This is a genomic window from Sphingobium sp. BHU LFT2 (assembly GCF_018604485.1).
In the GTDB taxonomy this organism is placed as follows: Bacteria; Pseudomonadota; Alphaproteobacteria; order Sphingomonadales; family Sphingomonadaceae; genus Sphingobium; species Sphingobium yanoikuyae_A.
In genome coordinates this window covers 168,327-187,927 of record NZ_JAFCGW010000011.1, presented here as the reverse complement: position 1 = coordinate 187,927, position 19,601 = coordinate 168,327, and the positions used below count along the sequence as shown (strand labels likewise).

Here is a 19,601-nt window from a genome sequence, read left to right as displayed (position 1 = left end):
GTCCAGCAGATGGACGTGCAGACCTATTTCTTCCGCCGCAAGAACATCAATGCCAAGGGCGAGCCGCGGTCGTGGACCGACCATCTTCTGTGGCATCATGCCGCGCATACGGTCGATCTGTTCGCCTATCAGGCGGGCAAGATCGTCGCCGCTCACGCGATGCAGGGGCCGATCCATCCGGAACTGGGCATCGCCATGGACATGTCGATCCAATTGAAGAGCGAGACCGGCGCCATCTGCACCCTGTCGCTGAGCTTCAACAATGACGGGCCGCTCGGCACCTTCTTCCGCTATATCGGCGACACCGACACCTATATCGCGCGCTACGACGATCTGGTGAACGGCAAGGAAGAGCCGATCGACCTTGCCGGCGTCACCATCTCCAACAATGGCATCGAGCTGCAGGACCGCGAGTTCATCAGCGCGATCCGCGAGGGGCGCGAACCCAACAGCTCGGTGGCCAAGGTGTTCGACTGCTATCGCGTGCTGGGCGAACTGGAAACGCAGCTCGCCGGCTGATCACAAGCGATTGAGGGCGCTGTCGCGTGATTTGCGATACGCGGCCGTCGCTATCGGCATGCCATGCCAAAGGAACCGTCGCTAACCATGAGCCAACGCCTTCCTACTCGCTCCATCGGTCCGCTTACTGTCTCCGCCATCGGCCTTGTCTGCATGAACCTTAGCCACGCCTATATGCCCGCGCCTGGGCCAGCGCAGGCGGAGCGACTGCTGCACCCTGGCCGCGCAATGCGGAGGTACTAGACTGCTGCGCCGAACACGGCATCGACTTCGTCGCCTTCTCGCCGCTGGCGCGCGGGCTGTTCGCTGGTGTCGTGAATTCGCCCAACTTTGCGCAGGCCGACCTCCGGGCATCGATGCCACGTTTTAGGGAACCGAATTTCAGCCATAACCTCGCCCTGTTCGGACAGTTGCAGACCATTGCACAGCAGGCGGGATGCACGCCGGCACAGCTGTGTTTGGCGTGGCTGCTGTCCCGGCGGCCGTTCATCGTGCCCATTCCAGGAACCACGAACACCGCCCATCTGGAGGAATATCTGGCGACGCTCTCACTCGACCTTCCCGACGCGGTTTTCGCTATGATCGACTATGTCTTCACGTCCCGGGCGGCCGCTGGTGCTCGCTACTCGCGCGCTGCCCAAGCGCAGATCGATACGAAAATCTGGTTGGACGAGGAACTGGATACTTAGACGAAGCTCTCGTGTGACAAGCTGCGGCAGCTGAGAGAACTCGGTAACGCGGTGTACTCGTTGCGGCCTACCGAGGCGATGGTGTCGACGCCGACTTGCTGCCTCGGGAACTGCTGCATTCCGCAGCCGTGAAGCAAGCCGCGACTAAGGGGCAGCGCTTTCTTTCACGGCACTGCAGGCGAGCCCGCACCGCGATGTCGGCAACAGCAGGAAGACACTCTTCGGCTGGACGGCGGCGTGGCATCGCTGAGGCGGCAAAAACGAACAGCGTCATGAGGAAAATAGCATGATCGAGCGCAGGGCGCGCCAAAACATCGATAAGGTTCGCGGGCCTGGCGTTAGGGCGAGCTAAGCACCTGTGTCCGACGATCACGCACCAACTTACAGCGCCTGCCTTTCCGGCAGGGGCGAGATGGGTTACGAAGAAGGCGGTATAGCGCTTGCGCTGTGGAAGCGCAGGGGAAGGTGTGCCATTGAGGCGGAGCAGAAGATGCCGGGAACCGTGCATGCGGTTGTCCGCATAACACGAAGCTCTTCCTTCCAAGAATCCGCAGAGACGCGAACGCGCGGAAAGAGATGTTTGTCGCCATGATCAGTGCGTCGGCAGAATCGCAGACGCCTTCAAGAAAGCGCGGTCGATCCTCATCCGGCCCTTGACCCTTCCATGATGTCAGACCCTATGTTGATGGGCGCAGGAGACTGACTCATGTCCGAACCGAACCACCATGACCCTCATTCGCACGCGTATGCATGCTGCCACCAGCCTCCGCATGACTGCGGGGAAGAGGACGCGAGTGTATTGTTTGATCCGGTGTGCGGCATGCGGGTCGACCCGGCCACCACCGCTCATCATGCCGACCATGCGGGCCACGCCTATCATTTCTGCAGTGGGGGCTGCCTTACGAAGTTTATCGCGGCTCCGGCACGCTATCTCGGCGACCAGGACCGGAAGCAATCCCAAGCAACCTCCGGATCGGTCTGGACCTGCCCGATGCACCCCGAGATACGCCAGGACCATCCCGGCGCCTGCCCCATCTGCGGGATGGCGCTGGAGCCTGCGGTCGTGGAAATGACCAGCGGACCCAGCGCGGAAATGACCGACATGACCCGGCGGCTCTGGATCGCGCTCGTCCTGGCTTTGCCTGTCTTCATCCTCGAAATGGGGTCTCACCTGTTCCCGGCGCTGCACCATCTCGTGCCGATGCGGATATCCGTCGGGGTGCAGCTGGTGCTAGCGACACCCGTGGTGCTCTGGGCCGGCGCGCCATTCTTCGCCCGCGGCTGGGCATCGCTCCACTCGCGTAATCTCAACATGTTCACACTTATTGCCATGGGGACCGGCGTCGCCTGGGCCTATAGTGTGATCGCTACCTTCGCGCCTGGGCTGTTCCCTACCGCGTTTCATGCCGCAGACGGCACGGTCGCGGTCTACTTCGAGGCGGCCGCCGTGATCACGGTGCTGGTGCTGCTCGGCCAGATGCTGGAACTCCGTGCGCGCGAGCGGACGTCCGGCGCGATCAAGGCGCTGCTCGGCCTCGCACCTCGCACCGCCCGGCGAATGCTGGCCGACGGTAGTGAGGAGGAAGTGGCCATCGAGGCGATCGTCGTGGGCGACCGGCTGCGCGTGCGTCCGGGTGAGAAAGTGCCCGTCGATGGCGAAGTCGAGGATGGCCGCTCCTCGCTCGACGAGGCGATGGTGACGGGAGAATCGATGCCGGTCACCAAGGCTGTGAGCGATCACGTGATCGGCGGGACGCTCAACCAGACCGGCGCGCTCGTCATTCGCGCCGAGAAGGTCGGGCGCGACACGATGCTGGCCCGCATCGTCCAGATGGTCGCCGACGCACAGCGCTCGCGTGCCCCAATCCAGCGCATGGCCGATCAGGTCGCGGGCTGGTTCGTGCCAGCGGTCCTGGCCGTTGCCGCACTGGCCTTTGCCGCCTGGGGCATCTGGGGACCCGAACCACGGTTGGCCCACGGACTGGTGGCTGCTGTCGCGGTACTGATCATCGCTTGCCCCTGTGCGCTGGGCCTGGCGACGCCGATGTCGATCATGGTCGGCATCGGCCGGGGAGCAGGGCAGGGCGTGCTCATCAAGAATGCCGAAGCGCTCGAGCTGATGGAGAAGGTCGATACGCTTGTGGTCGACAAGACCGGCACGCTGACCGAGGGCCGGCCCGCCGTCACCCGCATCGTTGCGAGCGAAGGCTATGAAGAAGCCGAGTTGTTGCGGCTCGCGGTCGCGGTCGAGCGCGCGTCCGAGCATCCGCTTGCCTTGGCGATCGTCGCGGAAGCGGAAAAACGGGGGGTAATCATCCCGCCGGTTGTCGATTTCGACTCCCCGATCGGGAAAGGCGCGACAGGAACGGTCGAGGGCAAACGGATCCTGCTCGGAAATGCAGCCTTCCTCGCCGAGGCCGGTATCGAGACCACCCATCTAGAGGCGGAAGCGGACCCTCTGCGCGGGAATGGAGCCACCGCCATCTATGTCGCCATAGACGGGTGTGGCGCGGGCGTGATCGCCATCGCGGATCGCGTGAAGCCGACGACCGCCGAGGCACTCGCTGCGCTCCGTGACGAGGGTATCGAGGTCGTCATGCTGACCGGCGACAATCGCACCACGGCACAAGCCGTTGCCCGCAGGCTCGGCATCGAAAAGGTCGAGGCAGACGTCCTCCCCGACCAGAAGAGCGCTGCGGTGGCGCGGCTGAAGCGCGAAGGCCGCGTCGTCGCCATGGCAGGCGACGGTGTGAACGATGCGCCCGCGCTGGCCGCCGCCGATGTCGGCATCGCCATGGGCTCGGGCACCGACGTGGCGATCGAAAGCGCGGGCGTCACTCTGCTCAGGGGTGATCTCACCGGGATCGTGCATGCACGGCGTCTCAGCCGGGCGACCATGGCGAACATCCGGCAGAACCTGTTCTTCGCTTTCGTCTACAACACACTCGGCGTGCCCGTCGCGGCGGGCGTGCTCTATCCGCCGTTTGGTGTGCTGCTCTCGCCGATGATTGCGGCAGCGGCAATGGCGCTATCTTCCTTCAGCGTCGTCACCAATGCCCTTCGGCTCAATCGGGTGAAGCTATGAGTATTGGGGACGCTTCACGGGCCAGCGGCGTGTCGCACCGCATGATCCGCCGCTATGAGGAGATCGAACTCATTCCACCACCAGCCCGCCGCGGCAGCTATCGAGACTATGCGCATGCCGACCTTCATCGCTTCAAGTTTTTCGCCAACGCCCGCGACCTTGGTTTTCCGAGTGAGAAGATTCGTGCGCCGCCCCATCTTTGGGCGGAGCGCGACCGATCGAGGACCGGGGTGAAAGCGCTTGCTCGGACAGATGAACTTGGCCGGAAGGCGGCGATGTGTAAGCGCGAAATTCCGCGCACCTGTTCGGTTGAGTGACGAGGTGTGAAGGATGTGTCCACCAAGGAAGAGGTGGACACATGGAGATGGCACCGATGGGCTCCTATGGGCTCGAGGCGGTAAGGGTGACGAGTAACGGCCGGCGCTATTATGGTCGGGCGGGGAAGGCACGGTTGGTCGAGGCGTGCCTCGAGCCGGGCATATCGGTGGCGAGACTTGCGCTGGAGCACGGCCTCGATGCCAACCAGCTGCGCAAATGGTTTAGGAAGTATCAGGAGCGCTAGAGTGCGAATGGGCAGCGGAGCGCGGGGCAGTTGCCGGATTGGGCTGCATGGCCCGCGCCAGACGGCGCTTTGCCGACGCCCTCAAGGGGAGGAAGAAACAAGGCGGGCCGCCCGCACAGGCGCTCAAGTTCTTCGACCAGCTCTACCGGATCGAAAGGCAGGCGCGGGACGAAATGCTCGGTGAGGGGGGAACGCAGGCCAGCTACCTGCGCCGCTTCCGCCAGAAACATAGCGTCCCGGTCCTGGATGCACTCAAGGCGTGGCTCGATGACATCGCACCCAAGGTTGTGCCCGACACCAAGCTTGGCGATGCGGTATCCTACACCCTCAACCAGTGGGAATACCTGACGCGCTACGTCGAAGACGGCAGGATGCCGATCGATAACAATCTTCTCGAACGCGACATCAGGGTTTTTGCAACAGGAAGAAAATCCTGACTTTTCTGCGACATCGTGGACGGCGCACGGGCGAGCGCCGTCACCTGCAGCCTGATGCTGACTTGCCGCGCCTGCGGCGTCGAGCCTCTCGCGTGGCTACGCCATGTCCTCACTGAACTGCCCCAGCGACCTCACGACCCCGATATCGACGACCTGCAGCCATTCAATTTCGAAAAACGCGCCTGACCCGCCGACATCGTCGCGGTGGCCTGTCTCGCCGAGCGTCCACTATGATGGCCGCACTGCCTCCTGAAGCAGCGTGCATACGAAATGCGCGCTTACGGCGATGTTGGCAGCGATGCGCGCACGCTACACTGCTAGAGCATTTTCAGGTTGCGTGGAGTCATAGGTTCTGATTGGAAGATGTCGGTTGATCAGCGGAGGCTGAGATGGCGGCACCTTTATCCCAGGAATTGCGCAAGCGTCTTGTCGCGGCGGTGGCGAAGGGCAGTTCGGCCCGTGCGGCGGCGGCGCGTTTTCAGGTAAGTCCGGAAGCAGCAGTGAGCATCGTCCGGCGGGCGCGCGAGACCGGCAGCACCGAGCCGGCTCGGATCGGTGGCTATCGCCGACCGCTTCTGGCGGATTACGAAGCGGTGCTGCGGGAACTGACCACCCCCGCAAGGGCATCACGTTGGCCGAGGTCAGGGCCGCACTGATTGAACAAGGAATTGAGCCGGGCTCGCTCTCGACGATCTGGTCGACGTTGAAGCGGCTGGGCTTGTCTCACACAAAAAAGTCGCTGAGGGCTGCCGAACAGGATCGCCCCGATGTAGCCGACCATCGCCGGCGCTGGCGGGTCTCGCAGCGCTTCATGGATCCGGCCGCCTCCGTGTTCCTGGACGAAACCGGCGCGACCACCAACATGGCTCGACGCTATGGCTGGAGCCCCAGGGGCGAGCGCCTGATCGATGCCGCGCCATTCGGCCATTGGCGAACGACAACATTCATCGCTGGCCTGCGCTCGACCGGCATCATCGCGCCGCTGGTTCTCGATGGCCCCATGACGGGCGAAACCTTCCGGGCCTATGTCGCACAATTCCTCGCGCCGGCTTTATCACCAGGCGATGTCGTCGTGCTCGATAATCTGCCCGCACATAAGGTGGCAGGCATCCGGGAGGCCATTGCCGCCGTCGGCGCCAGCATCCTGTATCTTCCGCCCTACAGCCCCGACCTCAATCCCATCGAGCAGATGTTCGCCAAACTGAAAGCGCTGCTGCGCAAGGTGGCGGCCCGGACCCGCGACGCCCTGTGAGACACGATCGGACGCTTGCTCAAAGCCTTCAGCCCAGCCGAATGCCAAAACTACATCCAAAACTCTGGCTATGCCTTCGACTAACTCGCAAATGCTCCAGAACTAGCGGAGACGTGTCGTGAGCGCTTCGTGATATTGCCCTTGAATGTCAGCATGCAGGCGCTCGAGTGCGAATTGAAGGACAAACCAAGTCAATGTTGGCTGTCCAGCCTTCGCGAGCATGCTACAAAGGCGAAATGCTCCATTTTCAATATGTGAGGCGCATTGACATAGCAACCGTGTCCCCGGCATCTGCACCCGTCACGGTACCGGACTGATTGTCCAGACTCCAATGGATGTAGTTGGCCATCAACCGCACGTTGGGGGTCAAGAACCAGTTTGCACCGATTGTGGCTGCCTTGCCTTCGCCACCCAGCGAGCCGTTTTCCAGCGTTACCGTTTCATAACGCGCAAGTAGCTCCAGAGCGCCCCAGCCGCCTCGACCAACGGGCGTGAGGACCTGCTGACGGCCCCATATGCCGATCTTGTCAGCATAGGCTACCGTCTCGCCCGTTAGGAAATATCCCGCCGAAATTGAGGCGGCACGAAATTCCGCGTCGGTCTGAGCGCTCAAATGCCGCCCACCCCCCTCGGCAGAGAACCAGAAAGATTTGAAAACCCCGCCGAGTTCGAAGCCCGCACCGTAACCGCTGCGTGGATTTACGATAATGCCCGACTGCACCTGTAAAGCATCCGGAACATGACCTCCGATGTAGATGTTGCGCTGTACACCGTTGAGCGAGGATGAAATCTGCTCGCGATAGCCCCAGGCTGCGATATGCAAGAGGCTGTTCGTGGTGCGCAACGGATTCCAGTGCGACCTGATCGAATAGGTGACACCATCGTTCGCGCTGCCCGCCGAGTTGACGTCATTGCCTGCGACTTCTGCCGCGACGTGCCAGCGGGGGCCATAGATTCGACCGCGAACCCCGAGGCCATAATAGCCCTTCTGCGGCTGGGTGGACGAGGCGACGACGTTTCGCTCCATGAAGTGAATATCGTTAATTGAGGTCGATCCGTCCATGGTCCGGCCAGTCACGCGATTGCCCACGGCAATCTCAAGGATATGCTTGCTGTCGAGCGCGCGCGACCAGGCGACAAAGGCGTTTTTCACGGTGAGGCGGTTATCGCCGAACCCCGCTTCGTAAAGATAGCTGAATTCAGCACCCGCTCGCCCCTCGAAACCCAAATCAAACAGACGCTGTTCAGTCCCAGAGAGATTGCGCGTCTTCGCCTTCGACCCGAACGTGGCTCCGAAATCGGTGAACATGCGGATGCGGGGACGGAAGCTGAAGTTACCATCCTTGCTGACGAACTCCGGAGAGCCTCTATCCCAGTTCGCGCCGTCAAGTGTTTCAATGCGCCCTGCCTGCACAAGGAGGTTTCGGGTAGCTGTGGCGGCATCGGACGATGGGGCTCGCCCCGCACCAACGATCCTGAGGGGCACCATATCCGGTGCTGTCTGCGATGGTACGGCGGCGGCGCTCGCGGCTGGGGAGGAGGCTGCAGGCGAACTGCCGGGGGTCGGGACTTCGCCGACTTTCTGAACTTTCGCCAGTTCGGCTTTGAGGCTCTCGATTTCCTTGGCCTGGGCCTTGAGCCTGGCTTCCTGCTCCGCCAGCCTCTCGGCTACTTGTTCAAGGCTGGTCTGGGCGAGCGCCGTCCCGCTCGGCCCGCACACGGCCGTGGCGAGGACCGCTACGGCAAGCGGAGACTTCATTTTTCAAGGCTAACCAGAAGGGCACGTTCCACGCCGACGGGATCCCTGTCTGCCATGCGCGCGAGTTCACCGTCGAACTCACCGCAAAGTTTGGCAGTGACGACGGTAGCCACGCAATTCCCGATGACGTTGCACGCGGCAGTTGCCATCGACATGAAACGATAGACGCCGAACAAAATCGGAAGGCCCTCCGCAGGCAGGAAGCCGGAAGCAGTGACCGTCGCGGCGAATACGACGAAGGTGCCGCCCGAAACTGTCGCCGCGCCCTTCGACGTCAGGAGCATGATGGCCATGAGGCCTCCCAGCTGTCCCCATGACATGGGGACGTTGAATGCATGGCTGAGAAACACCGTGCACATCGCCATATAGATGGACGTGCCGTCGAGATTGAACGCGTAACCGGTCGGGAGCACGAGACCGACGGTTTGCTTCGACGCACCATAGGCGGGTAGTTTCTGCAAGAGCTTGGGTAGCACGCTCTCCGACGAAGCCGTGCCCAGGATCACGATAATCTCGTTCTTGATGAAGCGCAGCAGGCCGGGCAGGTTGATGCCGAAGACCAGGCTGACGGCACCGAGTACCACGAGGATGAAAGCCACGACGGCAAGGTAAAATGCAAGAACAAGCCAGGCGAGTGAAATGAGGACATCGGTGCCATTCGAGCCGACCGCGTAGGCGATCGCACCGAAAGTCCCGACAGGTGCGAGCTTCATGATGAGATTTATGAATTCGAAGAACGCATCGGAGATATAGGCCAGTCCGCCTTCGATCGTCGAACGCTTCGCAGGGTTCAGTGCAAGCAGGCTCACCCCGAAGATTACGGCGATTACCAGGACCTGGAGCAGTTCACCGTTGGCAAATGCACCAAAAAAATTGTCCGGGAACACGTGAAGAAGGAAGTCGGAAAACCCCGACTGGTTACTTTCACCAGCCTTCTCGGCGGCTGTACGCGCGCCGTCCACGGCCGACGAAGTCACAGCACCAACCTTTACGTTTTTGCCCACGCCAGTCAGATAGGCGCACGCCAATCCAAAAAGGATGGCGATGGTCGACACGATCTCGAAGTACACGATCGCGATCAGGCCGACCTTTCCCACGCGTTTGGCGTCGCCTGCCGACGCGATCCCGGCAACCACGGTAAGGAACACCAATGGTGCTACCGCGGTCTTGATCAACCTAAGGAATATGTCGCCCAGGATCTTGAGCGATGTTCCAAATTGGGGAAACGTCAGGCCCACGAGGATGCCAAGCACCATCGCCACGGCTACTTGAAACCCCAGGCCCTTCCAGAGCGCCTTGCGCTTGACAGGCAGCGCCGTGATTTCTTCTACGCTTTTCATGCAAGCTCTCCATGGACTTTGCGGCTTCTTCCGTCCGCTTCATCGTCCGATTGCGATCCGAAGGTTCTCGTTGTAATTCAGCGTCCAGCGACAACACGGTCGACCATTTCGCCGCATAGTCCTAGATAGTTGGTCGGGTCACAGGCGGCGTCGATCGCTTCTTCCCCGCCGAGTGCCTGAGAGACCTCCTCGTTCTTCTTGAGGATATCAGCCAGCTTCCCGCCACCCTCGATAGCCTCGCGGCACGCATTGTAGACAATGTCATGGGCATGCTGGCGGCCGAGGCGGGGTGCCGCGTGCATCATGACCGCCTCCGCGACGATCAGACCTGATGTAAGATCCAGGTTTTCGCGCATGCGCTTTTCATGAACGACGAGACCGTCCAGCATGTAGCGGGCATTGGCGAGTGCAGAGGCTGTCAGGATAAAGCTCTCAGGAATGGCAATCCATTCCAGATGCCATGGGCCGGTCGCGCGCTCGAAGTCATGGATCATGCCATCGAGCATCGTCGCTACCTGCTGGCGGACCGATTTGGCGGCAGCAAGGATAAGCTCGCAACTGATCGGGTTGCGCTTTTGAGGCATCGTCGACGACGCCCCGCGGCCTGGAACGAAGGGTTCGGAGACCTCGCCGAATTCCGTTGCCATCATCAACATGACATCGGTGGCGATCTTTGCCAGCGAGCCGGTGACAAGCCCCAGGAAGGTCACGACTTCGGCAATGCCGTCCCGCGCCACATGCCAGGTGATAGGCGGCTGCGCCAGATTCAGCTCCTCGCAATAGGCAGCCTGCATTTCCAGCCCGCCCCTGCCAATCGATGCGAGCGTTCCTGCCGCGCCGGAGAACTCACCGAACAGGACGCGATCACGCAGGGTGGAAAGCCGTTCTGCATGGCGATCGATGGATGAAAGCCATACGGCGCACTTATAGCCGAAAGTGCACGGTAAAGCTTGCTGAAGGTGGGTCCTGCCAGCCATCGGTGTGTCGCGATATTGCTTAGCAAGGCCGACGAGGATCCCGCGAAGGGCTTCGATGTCGGCATCGACAATGTCGAGCGCGGAGCGGATCTGGAGGACATTGGCTGTATCCATGATGTCCTGTGTCGTGGCGCCCCAATGTACAAAGCCGCCAAAGTCGCCGGCGGCTTCGGAAAGCTGGTGAACCAGCGGCAGGATCGGGTAGCCGACAATCTCGGTTTCGTGCCGGAGGCGATCGAAGTCGATCGCTATGTGCTTGGAGGCCGCATCGATGGCGGGGCCTGCCTCAACAGGGATCGCTCCAATCTTGGCCTGGGCGCGAGCGAGGGCGGCTTCTGCTTCCAGATATCGGCCGACCAGCGCTTCATCGGTGAAAATCGCGCGCATCGCTTCGGTGCCGAACATGTCACGGAACAACAGCGAATCAAAAACAGTGCTAGGCATATCCACTCCTTTGTTCGTACCAAACACTATGTGCGAACATAGTCAAGGGGTGACGAGGGGACGCGTGCGCCATATCTAGGGGCTCAAGGAGTACCAATGCCGACAAGATACGCTGAAATTGCCCGATCCCTCTCGCGCGACATTGCCAATGGGACTTATCCGGTGGGTTCAATCCTACCAAGCGAGCCGATCTTAGCAGAGCAGCTGGGCATCAGCCGTTCGACATTGCGGGCGGCTCTCAAGGAACTTGAAGGCTCTGGCATGGTGTCGCGTCGCCGAAGCCGCGGAACCTGTGTGCTCGCGGACAAGCCGGTCAGTGCGTCGGGAGGCTTCTCCCAAAACCTTGCCACTATCGACAACCTGATCCAGTATGCAGCTTCGACAAGCCGCACCATTCTGGCGGTTGACGATATGGTGGTCGATGAGGAGCTCGCCAAGAAACTGGGTGTGCGCCCCGGCTCCAAATGGCTGAAAATCTCGCATGTGAGATTCGATCCCGAGACTCCACAGGCGTTACCGATTTGTTGGACGGACGTTTATGTGCCGGAGCGCCATTCTCGGCATGTCCGTGAGCATCTGCCTGACCATCCCAATGCCATCTCGCAATTGGTGGAGCAGGCTGCGGGCCGCACAATTCATGAGATCGAACAGGTTTTGTCAGCTACCGGTATTCCGCAGCAGCAAGCTACGGCCTTGCGTGCGCAGGAGGGTGGATATGCCTTGGAAATCGTACGCAAATATTACTTCATGGCCCGCGAACTGGCGGAGGTATCGGTTTCGATACATCCGGCCGACCGGTTTGCGTACAAAGTCCAGCTCTCGCGGCGCTAGAGGGCAAGCGCCTCGTTTTTCCGCGCCGGATTGATGGTGCAGTCAGACAGGTGTCAACCTGCCGTCAATCGCCCCTTTTCCTGGTTCCCGTACCATGTGGTACGATGGCGGACATGGACGGGAATCATTATCACGGTCGACGGGAGCTTCGGCGGCAGGACCGGCGAGAAAGTATATTGCGGGTGGCTGCCGAGAGCTTTTTGAAGAACGGCTTTGCAGCTACGACAATGTCCGGAATCGCTTCGCAGCTTGGTGGCTCGAAGAGTACCCTTTGGGGACATTTTTCGTCGAAGGAAGAGTTGTTTACAGCTGTCATCGATAGCAGAACCAGCACCTATCGTGCCCATCTATCACAGATGCTGACGACGCCGAGCGGGAGTGTCGCCGAGACACTCCGGCGGGTCTGCACAATCGTCCTGGAGAAGCTTACGAGCGCCGAAGCCGTCGCCCTTCAGCGCCTCGTCGTGGCAGAAGGCATTCGCTTCCCGCAGGCAGGTTCTATCTTCTATAATCGTGGGCCGCGCGTCACCCAAATGCAACTTGCTAAATTCTTATCTGCCGAAATGGAGAGCGGGCGACTGCGTCGTGACGACCCGATGCGTGCGGCGCGGCTCCTTTTGTCCATGTCCCTCCATTATTCCCAGCAGCAACTCCTCTGGGGCTTAGCCCAGGCGGCAACTCCGGAGGATCTAAAGTCCGAAGTGGATCGAGCCGTCGATGTCTTCATGCGCGCCTACGCGCCGTGATAGAGAAACAGCCGCTTCTCTTCGCTCGCCAGATTAAAGGCCATGCGGCCAAAGATCTTGTCCGCACACCTAAGAGACTTCTCTTCTCTGAGTGGGGCCTAGTGGGGTCAAGCTGCTTTCTCGACTTTATGATCATTCTCATGGATCACCCGCTTCTCTCCGCGGTCGGCGCAAGGCCGCCGCATAATAGGGTCATGGAGAGCAAGACGTCTCAATCTGTTTCGCGACCTTCAGCTAAGCTGAGGTTCCGAACTCTAAGCGAGATCGTCTTGCCCTTCGTCCCCATGGGAACGACACTACCCGCGTTGTTAGGCGGGATTCGATTTAGTCCTCCTCATGCCGCTTGGCAGGCCGGCGCCTTGCCCCAGTGGAACCCGCTATGATCGCACCACATGCGGTGCATGATGACGGCAAGCTTGTGTCAAGCGCCATGCAAAACTGGGCCGGTAGCGACAAATAGAACTGGGCCCCCTCCTGAATGAGGAGGGACTGATGAGTAGGGTAAGACCGTATGTCCGCTGAGCGACTGAGGGCGACCCTACGCTTACACTGTGGTGGCGGGGGCGGCGCAGGTGCCGAGCCTTCGCTATCGCGGAGAAGGTGTCATGGTCGAGCAGAGAGAGGCATTTGTAGGCATTGACGTTGCAAAGCTGCGCAACGCTGTAGCCGTCGCCAACGGCGGACGCATGGGCGAAGTGAGGTATCTGGGCGAGTTCGACGCCGACAAGGCGAGCATGCGTCGCTTGGTGAAACGGCTTGCCGCAAAGCACGAAAGTGTCACCTTTTGCTATGAGGCAGGGCCGACGGGATACGGACTTCATCGTCTGATCAAGTCGATGGGCTTCGAGTGCACGGTCGTCGCACCCTCGCTCATTCCACGACGTCAAGGCGATCAGGTGAAGACCAACCGCCGGGATGCGATCGGACTGGCGCGGCTGTTGCGCGCGGGCGAGCTTACTGCGGTATGGGTGCCGGACGAAAGCCATGAAGCTATGCGCGATCTGGTTCGCGGCCGCTCGGCAGCTGTCGAGACGCAGCGCGTCCATCGCCAGCACATCACGTCGTTCATGCTCAAGCATGGCAGGATCTTCCCACGGAAGAAGACGTGGTCGATGCGATATCTGCGATGGCTGCAGGAACAGCGGTTCGACCGTCCGGCTCACCAGATCGCCCTTCAGGAGATGGTCGATGCACTGCGACTGGCCAGCGAGCGGATCAAACGCATCGAAGCGGCGATCGAAAAGTTCCTGCCAGGCTGGTCTCTCGAACCCCTCGTACGCAGCCTACAGGCCCTTCGTGGCGTCGATCTGATCGTCGCCGTCACCTTCGCTGCGGAGGTCGGCGACGTGACGCGCTTCGAGAATCCCAGGCAGCTCATGAGCTATCTGGGCCTCGTGCCTAGCGAACGATCAACGGGCGCATCCGTGCGGCGCGGCGGCATCACCAAGGCCGGCAACAGCCGTGTGCGGCACATGCTCGTCGAAAGCGCATGGACCTACCGCCATCCACCGCGCATTGGCGTGAAGAAGCTCTACATCCATGAGCGGGTCTCGCCCGTCGTGCGTGAGATCGCCTGGAAAGCACAATCTCGCCTTACCGCCCGATATTGGCGGCTGGCGGCAACCGGCAAGCGAACGACGGTCGTTTGCACCGCGATCGCACGCGAGCTTGCCGGCTTCATGTGGTCGGTCGGACGCGTGGCGCAGCCAGTCTGATCGACCCATCCCACTCGCGCACAGGCGGGGGCAGGATCACGGCAGGGGAACGCCCGACAGACGCTTTGTGGCCGGCTATTGGCCGACGCCCGTAGTAAGGCAGGGACTGCCCCAGACGCTTAATCGGTAATGCGGTATCCAACCCGCGCATCAGAGCTTGATCACCGACGTCCTTCAGGTCCTGCCTCCACCTGTGTGCGATTATCCAAATGGCTCCGGCTGGACCGGTCGCTGGCGCACGCCCGAAACGTTGACAGCGGACATCAGAGCGGTGTCCCGGCTCCACCTTGCCATGTACGGGGGCTGTAGCTGAAGTGCGGAGATGGACGAGACCCGCCTTACGACCGCATTGGACACCGACATTGGAGTGCCTCTGAAGCCTGTCCGGCGTATTGAGGTTCTCGCGGGGATGGCGGGTCGCCGCCGCGTCTGGACACTGGAACAGAAGCTCGCGTTGGTCTCGGAGATGGAGCGCTGCGATAATTGTCAACCGAACCGAGGATTTGACCCCTCGTGTTGCCTCACCGAAGATTGTTACCGAGTTGAGCGACTGCAAGATGCGCCACATCACCACCCGCCGCGGCGGGTGGTGATGTGGCGAGGCTCTTCATCCAGTCCCCGCCAAGGATGATCTGTCCGGTTATTTCTGCACGCCATACCTTCACTGCCTTTTGCACCGTCCTCGCGCTTTTCAGCGTGAAGCGCGATGGATCCGCGTTCATGAGCCGCTCCAACACCGCAGCGGCCGAGATTGCCGGATCAGCCTCGAGCCAGACGTGGATTTGAGCCTCGAACGGATCGAGCATGTGCCCCCTTTTCGGGTAGGGCTTGGTCCGCCGGTAGGGGCGTCGATGTGTCGCGCGCTTCTCACCTGCCTGCCAGGCGGTCTCCAGATTTGCGGCGAAGCGCTGCAGGTCGATCACGGCCGGCTCCTCAAGCTTCGCATTCAGCCCTCTGCGATCGACGCGCTTTCCCAGATCGTCCTGGGACGCCCGGATTGCGGCGAACAACATCACGGGATCCTCTGAATCCAGCACCCGGCTCAGCCGCTCCTTGTCGGCCATGGCGACATTGGGATGCGCCAGCACGCGCGCGGCCGGCGGAACCGGCGGATGATATCGCTTGATGACACGCGCGCCGATCCGGGTCTTCTCCCGCAGCTTGAACGAGGGCTGGAACAGATTGCCGTGTAACCGCACCACGTCGTAAAGACGCGCCAACGACGCCGTTGCTGCCGCGCCAACGAACCTGCCGTAGCCCACCAGGCGCCGCACGATGGCGCCGTTTTTCTGCTCAACCCATGCCTGATCGTTCTTGCGGTTTGCCCGGGACCGCGTCACTTCCAGGCCCTGACTGCGGCACCAGCATACCACCAGCTCGTTCATGAACGCGCTGTCGTTGTCGAAGTCGACGCCCAGGAGCGGGAACGGAAAGAGCTGCTGCGCTTGCCGGATCGCCCCAACCACAAGGCTGCTGTCGCGACTGCGGACCGGCACGCATTCGGTCCAGCCCGTCGCGATGTCGGTCAACACCATCGTTTGCACGAAGCTGCCGGATGACGAGGTGCCGGAATGGGCAACGAAGTCGACCTCGACAAAACCCGGCAGAGGATCGTCCCAGTCTCCAAAGGTGCGGATCGGGACCGAACGCCGCACCGCGGAACTCATACCGGCTCGGCGGCGCTGTCCGCCGCGCGCTACCACACGCACCTCCGACAGTAGCCGGTCCATCGTCGCCGCGCTGACCGTGAGCAACTTGTCGCGTAGCTCGGCGCCGACGTCGAGCCGGCTATGCCGCTCGAGCGCTGGTAGCAGCACCGGGATCAGCGGCTTCAGGCGCTTCGAGCAGAGGCGATCGGATGCCTCCCACAGCACCACCAGCGCCTGCCGGACATCGGCACCGTACCGAATCGCCTGTCGGCGATTGCGAGGCGGCTTCGTCTCCCGGCGACCCAGCACTCGGATCGCGTGCTTGCGATGATAACCGGTAACCGCGACGAACTCGTCCAGGATCTGCCGTTTGTTCGACCGGGAGCATGACCGATACCGTTCGATGATCGCTCCAACCAACTCCGATCGTGTCGCCATGCTGATCCGCCCGACCATCCGACTTCCCCGAATCCGGACGATAGAACAGTCTCCATCTCCGTCGGGACGCCGATCCTACCGGTAACATTCTGCTCAAGGCAATGCGTCCCTTCGTCGAACTGAGGAACTGACCCCCGCTCACGGCGCGGTGGTTTCGGTGTTCTCAAGCGTAGGTCCGGCCTTCTGCAGAAGGCCGGACCTACGCTTTTCGCGAAGTCGGTAGCTATCGCCGCGGATTGTGATCACGGTGGAGTGGTGAAGCAGTCGATCCAGGATTGCCGTGGCCACCACCGGATCGCCAAAGACGCCGCCCCATTCCCCGACCGGGCGGTTGGAGGTGATCAGGATCGCCCCCTTTTCGTAGCGGCGCGATACGAGCTGGAAGAAGAGATGCGCGGCATTGGCCTCGAAGGGCAGATAGCCGAGTTCGTCGATGATCAGCAGTTTGGGCCGAGCCAGCAACGTCAGCTGCTTGTCGAGCGTTCCATCGCCATGCGCCTTCGCCAGCATGGCAACCAGCGTCGCTGCGGTGACGAACTGGACCGAGTAGTTCTGCCGGATCGCTTCCCTCCCCAATGCCACCGCCAAGTGCGTCTTGCCCGTTCCCGGAGGGCCCAGGAACAGTGTCGTGTCGCCATGGGCGATCCAGCGGCAGGTCACGAGCTCTCGGATCTGGCCGGGATCGAGCGAGGGCTGGGCATCGAACTAGAAGCCTTCGATCTCGCGCACGAACGGGAACTGGGCAAGCTTGCTTGCCATGGAGATGCGCCGCTCATCGCGTCGCGCAATCTCCCGGGACACGAAGAATGCCAACGCCTCGCGCAGAGTCATTTTCGAGCGTGCCGCCTCATCGAGCAGTGTGTCGAGCTGATCCCGGATCGCCGAGAGCTTGAGGCGGTCCAGCATCGCTACCAGCGCCTCATGATCGATGGCCGTCATCACCAACCTCCTCCAACCACTTCCTCGTACTCAGAAAGCGGCCGCAGCAACGCCGGCGGTGGTATTGTCGGTGACGCCGCGGCACGCACGAGGCCAGTGCCAACCAGGCCCGCCAGATGTGCCCGGTCCATGACCCTTTGCCGGCGCCCCTCGCACATGGGATGGTCAGCTATCACCTCGCCGGCGTGGCGCACGATAACCCGACCGGCGAGGACCACGACCTGGACCGTTTCGCCGACCAGGCGCCAGGGAACCGAGTAGCTGTTGGTGTCGAGATCAATGGCACAGTCGGGCCGGACCTTGCGGATCAGGTCACGCAGTTGCCCGAACGGAGCACGGCCACCGAGCGGGCGAAGCACACCGGCCTCATCGGCGAAGCGAACGAGCGGCAGTTCGCCTGTGGTCCCGTGCACGCGCACGTCGGCAATCTCGCGGTTCCATTGATCGAGATGCGCAACGAAGGCGCCCCAGCTCCCGAAGCGGCGGCCAGCGACTGCATTGCGCTTCACATATCCGACGCCCCGCTCATCCTTGCCCTTGGTGCGCGCCCGGTATGGAGCGCAGGCTCATCGAGGCACACGTCCTCGCCGCCGAGCGATTGCATGGCGACGATACAACCTTGCCGGTCATGGCCAAGGTGCGTGCCGCTGCCAGCAAGGTGTTCGCCGCGAGCCAGCAGCGCTGCCGGGTGCACTGGATGCGCAATGCGCTGGCCCATGCTGCGCCAAAGCAGCGCCCCGCCGTCATTGCCGTGATCAAGACGATCTTCGCTCAGGAGACAACCGAAGCCGCTCACCAGCAGTGGGAGCAGATCGCCGATGCGCTGCGCGAGAAGTTCCCCAAGCTCGCCGGCATGATGGACGAATCGCGCGAGGATGTCCTCGCCTACATGGCGTTCCCGAAGGACCATTGGGCGCAGATCGCCTCGACCAACCCGCTGGAAAGGGTGAACAAGGAGATCAAGCGAAGGGCCGATGTGATCGGCATCTTCCCGAACGATGCCGCCGTCGTCCGCCTCGTCGGCGCGCTGATGCTGGAGCAGAATGACGAGTGGGCGGTATCGCGCCGCTACATCACGCTGGAAACCCTCGGCTCGCTGAGCCATAATCCCATTGTCAACATGCCCGCCTTGGCTGCCTGACCCAAACCCGATCCTGCCATGGATCGACGGTTCCCACACCACCCCGTGGGACACGACCCTTTGGGAGTCAGTCCGAGCCACGCGGCAAAGTGACGCGCCGACTTGAAATTACCCGCAGGAGGCGCCTTGATCGACAACAACCGCGTTGAGGCGCGACAAGCGAGAACAGATATGCGCGAGTAGGTCATGAAGCGGCGGGAAAGAACACGCCACCTGATCGAACTGGGGGGCCTCGTCATCAAGGCGGGACTGGTCGATCTGACCGAAGATGACCGCGTCACGCTCTACGGCGCGTTTCTTACCGTCGCCGAAAGGTTGCGTGGTGACGAACGCGCCAACGCGCTCGCGCTTTGGAAGCGGAAGGGCAAGCGCGCGTTCGGGGCGAATCAAGAAGATAGCTAATGCTTGCGTAGAGGGTGTCGAAATTCCTACATACTGCGGATGAACATGTCGGCATCACGAAGAGGTCGCCCACGGGAGTTCGATCCCGAGCAGGCCCTTGCGGCGGCGCTTCAGATATTCTGGACGCGCGGTTATGAAGGGGCGTCGCTTGCCGAACTGACCGAAGCAATGGGTATCACCAAGCCGAGCCTATATGCCTGTTTCGGCAACAAGGAAGCGCTTTTCCATAAGGCGCTGGCCCTCTATGAACGCGACAAGCTCAATTATATGCGATCCGCACTGGCAGAGCCGACCGCCCGCGCCGTGACCGAACGGTTGCTGAGAGAGACACTGGCAATACACACTGGCGTCGATAGTCCTCGCGCATGTCTGGGCGTCATCAGCATGGTGGCCTGCACGACCCAGGCGGAAACGATCAAGGTTGAAGTGGTTGGCCGACAGGCATCGTCAACCAAGGCGCTAGTAGAGCGATTTGCGCGCGCTCGTGAGGAAGGCGACTTGCCCGGCCACCTCAATCCCCACGCGCTCGCCTCCTTCGTTCTCGCTATTATGCAAGGCATGGGCGTACAGGCGGGTGTGGGGGCTGGCACGGAGGAGCTGGAGCGGTTGGTGGACATTGCCATGACGATGTGGCCGAGCGACTGAGGCAGCGTTTTCCAAGCACGCCGCCGAATCA

Annotated in this window: 13 protein-coding genes and 6 pseudogenes; 13 read left to right on the top strand and 6 right to left on the bottom strand. The window is 61.6% G+C overall.

Annotated features, from left to right (window positions below):
- From JQK15_RS19130 to JQK15_RS19100, 7 genes and pseudogenes are all read left to right on the top strand, one after another.
- Positions 1-519, top strand: a 519-nt coding sequence (locus tag JQK15_RS19130; RefSeq protein ID WP_502956829.1) for a Gfo/Idh/MocA family protein, incomplete at its 5' end; no start/stop codon positions are given.
- Positions 520-782: 263 nt separating this feature from the next.
- On the top strand, positions 783-1,208 hold the full coding sequence (locus JQK15_RS19125; protein WP_353047228.1) for an aldo/keto reductase: 426 nt from the start codon (positions 783-785) through the stop codon (positions 1,206-1,208).
- Positions 1,209-1,914: 706 nt separating this feature from the next.
- A complete protein-coding gene (locus JQK15_RS19120) occupies positions 1,915-4,293 on the top strand; it encodes a heavy metal translocating P-type ATPase (protein ID WP_285236585.1) in 2,379 nt (792 codons plus the stop codon).
- Positions 4,290-4,565 (top strand): annotated as a pseudogene (locus tag JQK15_RS19115) (MerR family transcriptional regulator); the annotation flags it as partial. The gene JQK15_RS19120 and the pseudogene JQK15_RS19115, both read left to right, overlap by 4 nt.
- Positions 4,566-4,651: 86 nt before the next feature.
- Entirely contained in the window at positions 4,652-4,855 is a 204-nt protein-coding gene (locus JQK15_RS19110; RefSeq protein ID WP_214866926.1) for a transposase, read from the top strand.
- 32 nt (positions 4,856-4,887) lie between these two features.
- A pseudogene (locus JQK15_RS19105) lies at positions 4,888-5,478 on the top strand (IS66 family transposase); the annotation flags it as partial.
- A gap of 203 nt (positions 5,479-5,681) precedes the next feature.
- Positions 5,682-6,628, top strand: a pseudogene (locus JQK15_RS19100) (IS630 family transposase).
- A gap of 163 nt (positions 6,629-6,791) precedes the next feature.
- Here the strand turns inward: JQK15_RS19100 and JQK15_RS19095 are convergent.
- The 3 genes from JQK15_RS19095 to JQK15_RS19085 all read right to left on the bottom strand — a co-directional run bounded on the left by JQK15_RS19095 (position 6,792) and on the right by JQK15_RS19085 (position 11,064).
- A complete protein-coding gene (locus JQK15_RS19095; protein WP_214866924.1) occupies positions 6,792-8,303 on the bottom strand; it encodes an OprO/OprP family phosphate-selective porin in 1,512 nt (503 codons plus the stop codon).
- On the bottom strand, positions 8,300-9,643 hold the full coding sequence (locus tag JQK15_RS19090; protein WP_214866922.1) for a cation:dicarboxylate symporter family transporter: 1,344 nt from the start codon (positions 9,641-9,643) through the stop codon (positions 8,300-8,302). The genes JQK15_RS19095 and JQK15_RS19090 overlap by 4 nt, the downstream gene beginning before the upstream one ends.
- Positions 9,644-9,720: 77 nt before the next feature.
- The gene (locus JQK15_RS19085; protein WP_214866920.1) at positions 9,721-11,064 is read right to left on the bottom strand and encodes a class-II fumarase/aspartase family protein; all 1,344 of its coding nucleotides are present in this window, start codon (positions 11,062-11,064) and stop codon (positions 9,721-9,723) included.
- 96 nt (positions 11,065-11,160) lie between these two features.
- Here JQK15_RS19085 and JQK15_RS19080 point away from each other — a divergent pair, with 96 nt between their 5' ends.
- The 3 genes from JQK15_RS19080 (at position 11,161) to JQK15_RS19070 (ending at position 14,356) form a co-directional block, all read left to right on the top strand.
- Entirely contained in the window at positions 11,161-11,895 is a 735-nt protein-coding gene (locus JQK15_RS19080; RefSeq protein WP_214866918.1) for a GntR family transcriptional regulator, read from the top strand.
- A 182-nt stretch (positions 11,896-12,077) separates the two neighbouring features.
- Positions 12,078-12,641 carry a TetR/AcrR family transcriptional regulator gene (locus JQK15_RS19075; protein ID WP_353047227.1) on the top strand — a complete coding sequence of 188 codons (564 nt, stop codon included), beginning with the start codon at positions 12,078-12,080 and terminating at the stop codon, positions 12,639-12,641.
- 605 nt (positions 12,642-13,246) lie between these two features.
- The gene (locus JQK15_RS19070; protein WP_214866915.1) at positions 13,247-14,356 is read left to right on the top strand and encodes an IS110 family RNA-guided transposase; all 1,110 of its coding nucleotides are present in this window, start codon (positions 13,247-13,249) and stop codon (positions 14,354-14,356) included.
- A 521-nt stretch (positions 14,357-14,877) separates the two neighbouring features.
- On the opposite strand, the gene JQK15_RS19065 is transcribed toward JQK15_RS19070, so the two are convergent.
- The 3 genes and pseudogenes from JQK15_RS19065 to JQK15_RS19055 all read right to left on the bottom strand — a co-directional run.
- Positions 14,878-16,461 carry an integrase catalytic domain-containing protein gene (locus JQK15_RS19065; RefSeq protein WP_214866913.1) on the bottom strand — a complete coding sequence of 528 codons (1,584 nt, stop codon included), beginning with the start codon at positions 16,459-16,461 and terminating at the stop codon, positions 14,878-14,880.
- A gap of 120 nt (positions 16,462-16,581) precedes the next feature.
- A pseudogene (istB, locus tag JQK15_RS19060) lies at positions 16,582-17,382 on the bottom strand (IS21-like element helper ATPase IstB).
- A pseudogene (locus tag JQK15_RS19055) lies at positions 17,382-17,948 on the bottom strand (Mu transposase domain-containing protein); the annotation flags it as partial. The pseudogenes JQK15_RS19055 and istB, both read right to left, overlap by 1 nt.
- Before the next feature lie 71 nt (positions 17,949-18,019).
- Here JQK15_RS19055 and JQK15_RS19045 point away from each other — a divergent pair.
- The 3 genes and pseudogenes from JQK15_RS19045 to JQK15_RS19035 form a co-directional block, all read left to right on the top strand.
- Positions 18,020-18,523: pseudogene (locus JQK15_RS19045) on the top strand (transposase); the annotation flags it as partial.
- Between the two features lie 186 nt (positions 18,524-18,709).
- Positions 18,710-18,925 (top strand): conjugal transfer protein TraD, encoded by a 216-nt coding sequence (locus JQK15_RS19040; protein ID WP_214866909.1) that lies wholly within the window; start codon positions 18,710-18,712, stop codon positions 18,923-18,925.
- A gap of 39 nt (positions 18,926-18,964) precedes the next feature.
- Positions 18,965-19,570 carry a TetR/AcrR family transcriptional regulator gene (locus JQK15_RS19035; RefSeq protein ID WP_214866907.1) on the top strand — a complete coding sequence of 202 codons (606 nt, stop codon included), beginning with the start codon at positions 18,965-18,967 and terminating at the stop codon, positions 19,568-19,570.
- Positions 19,571-19,601: the final 31 nt, after the last annotated feature.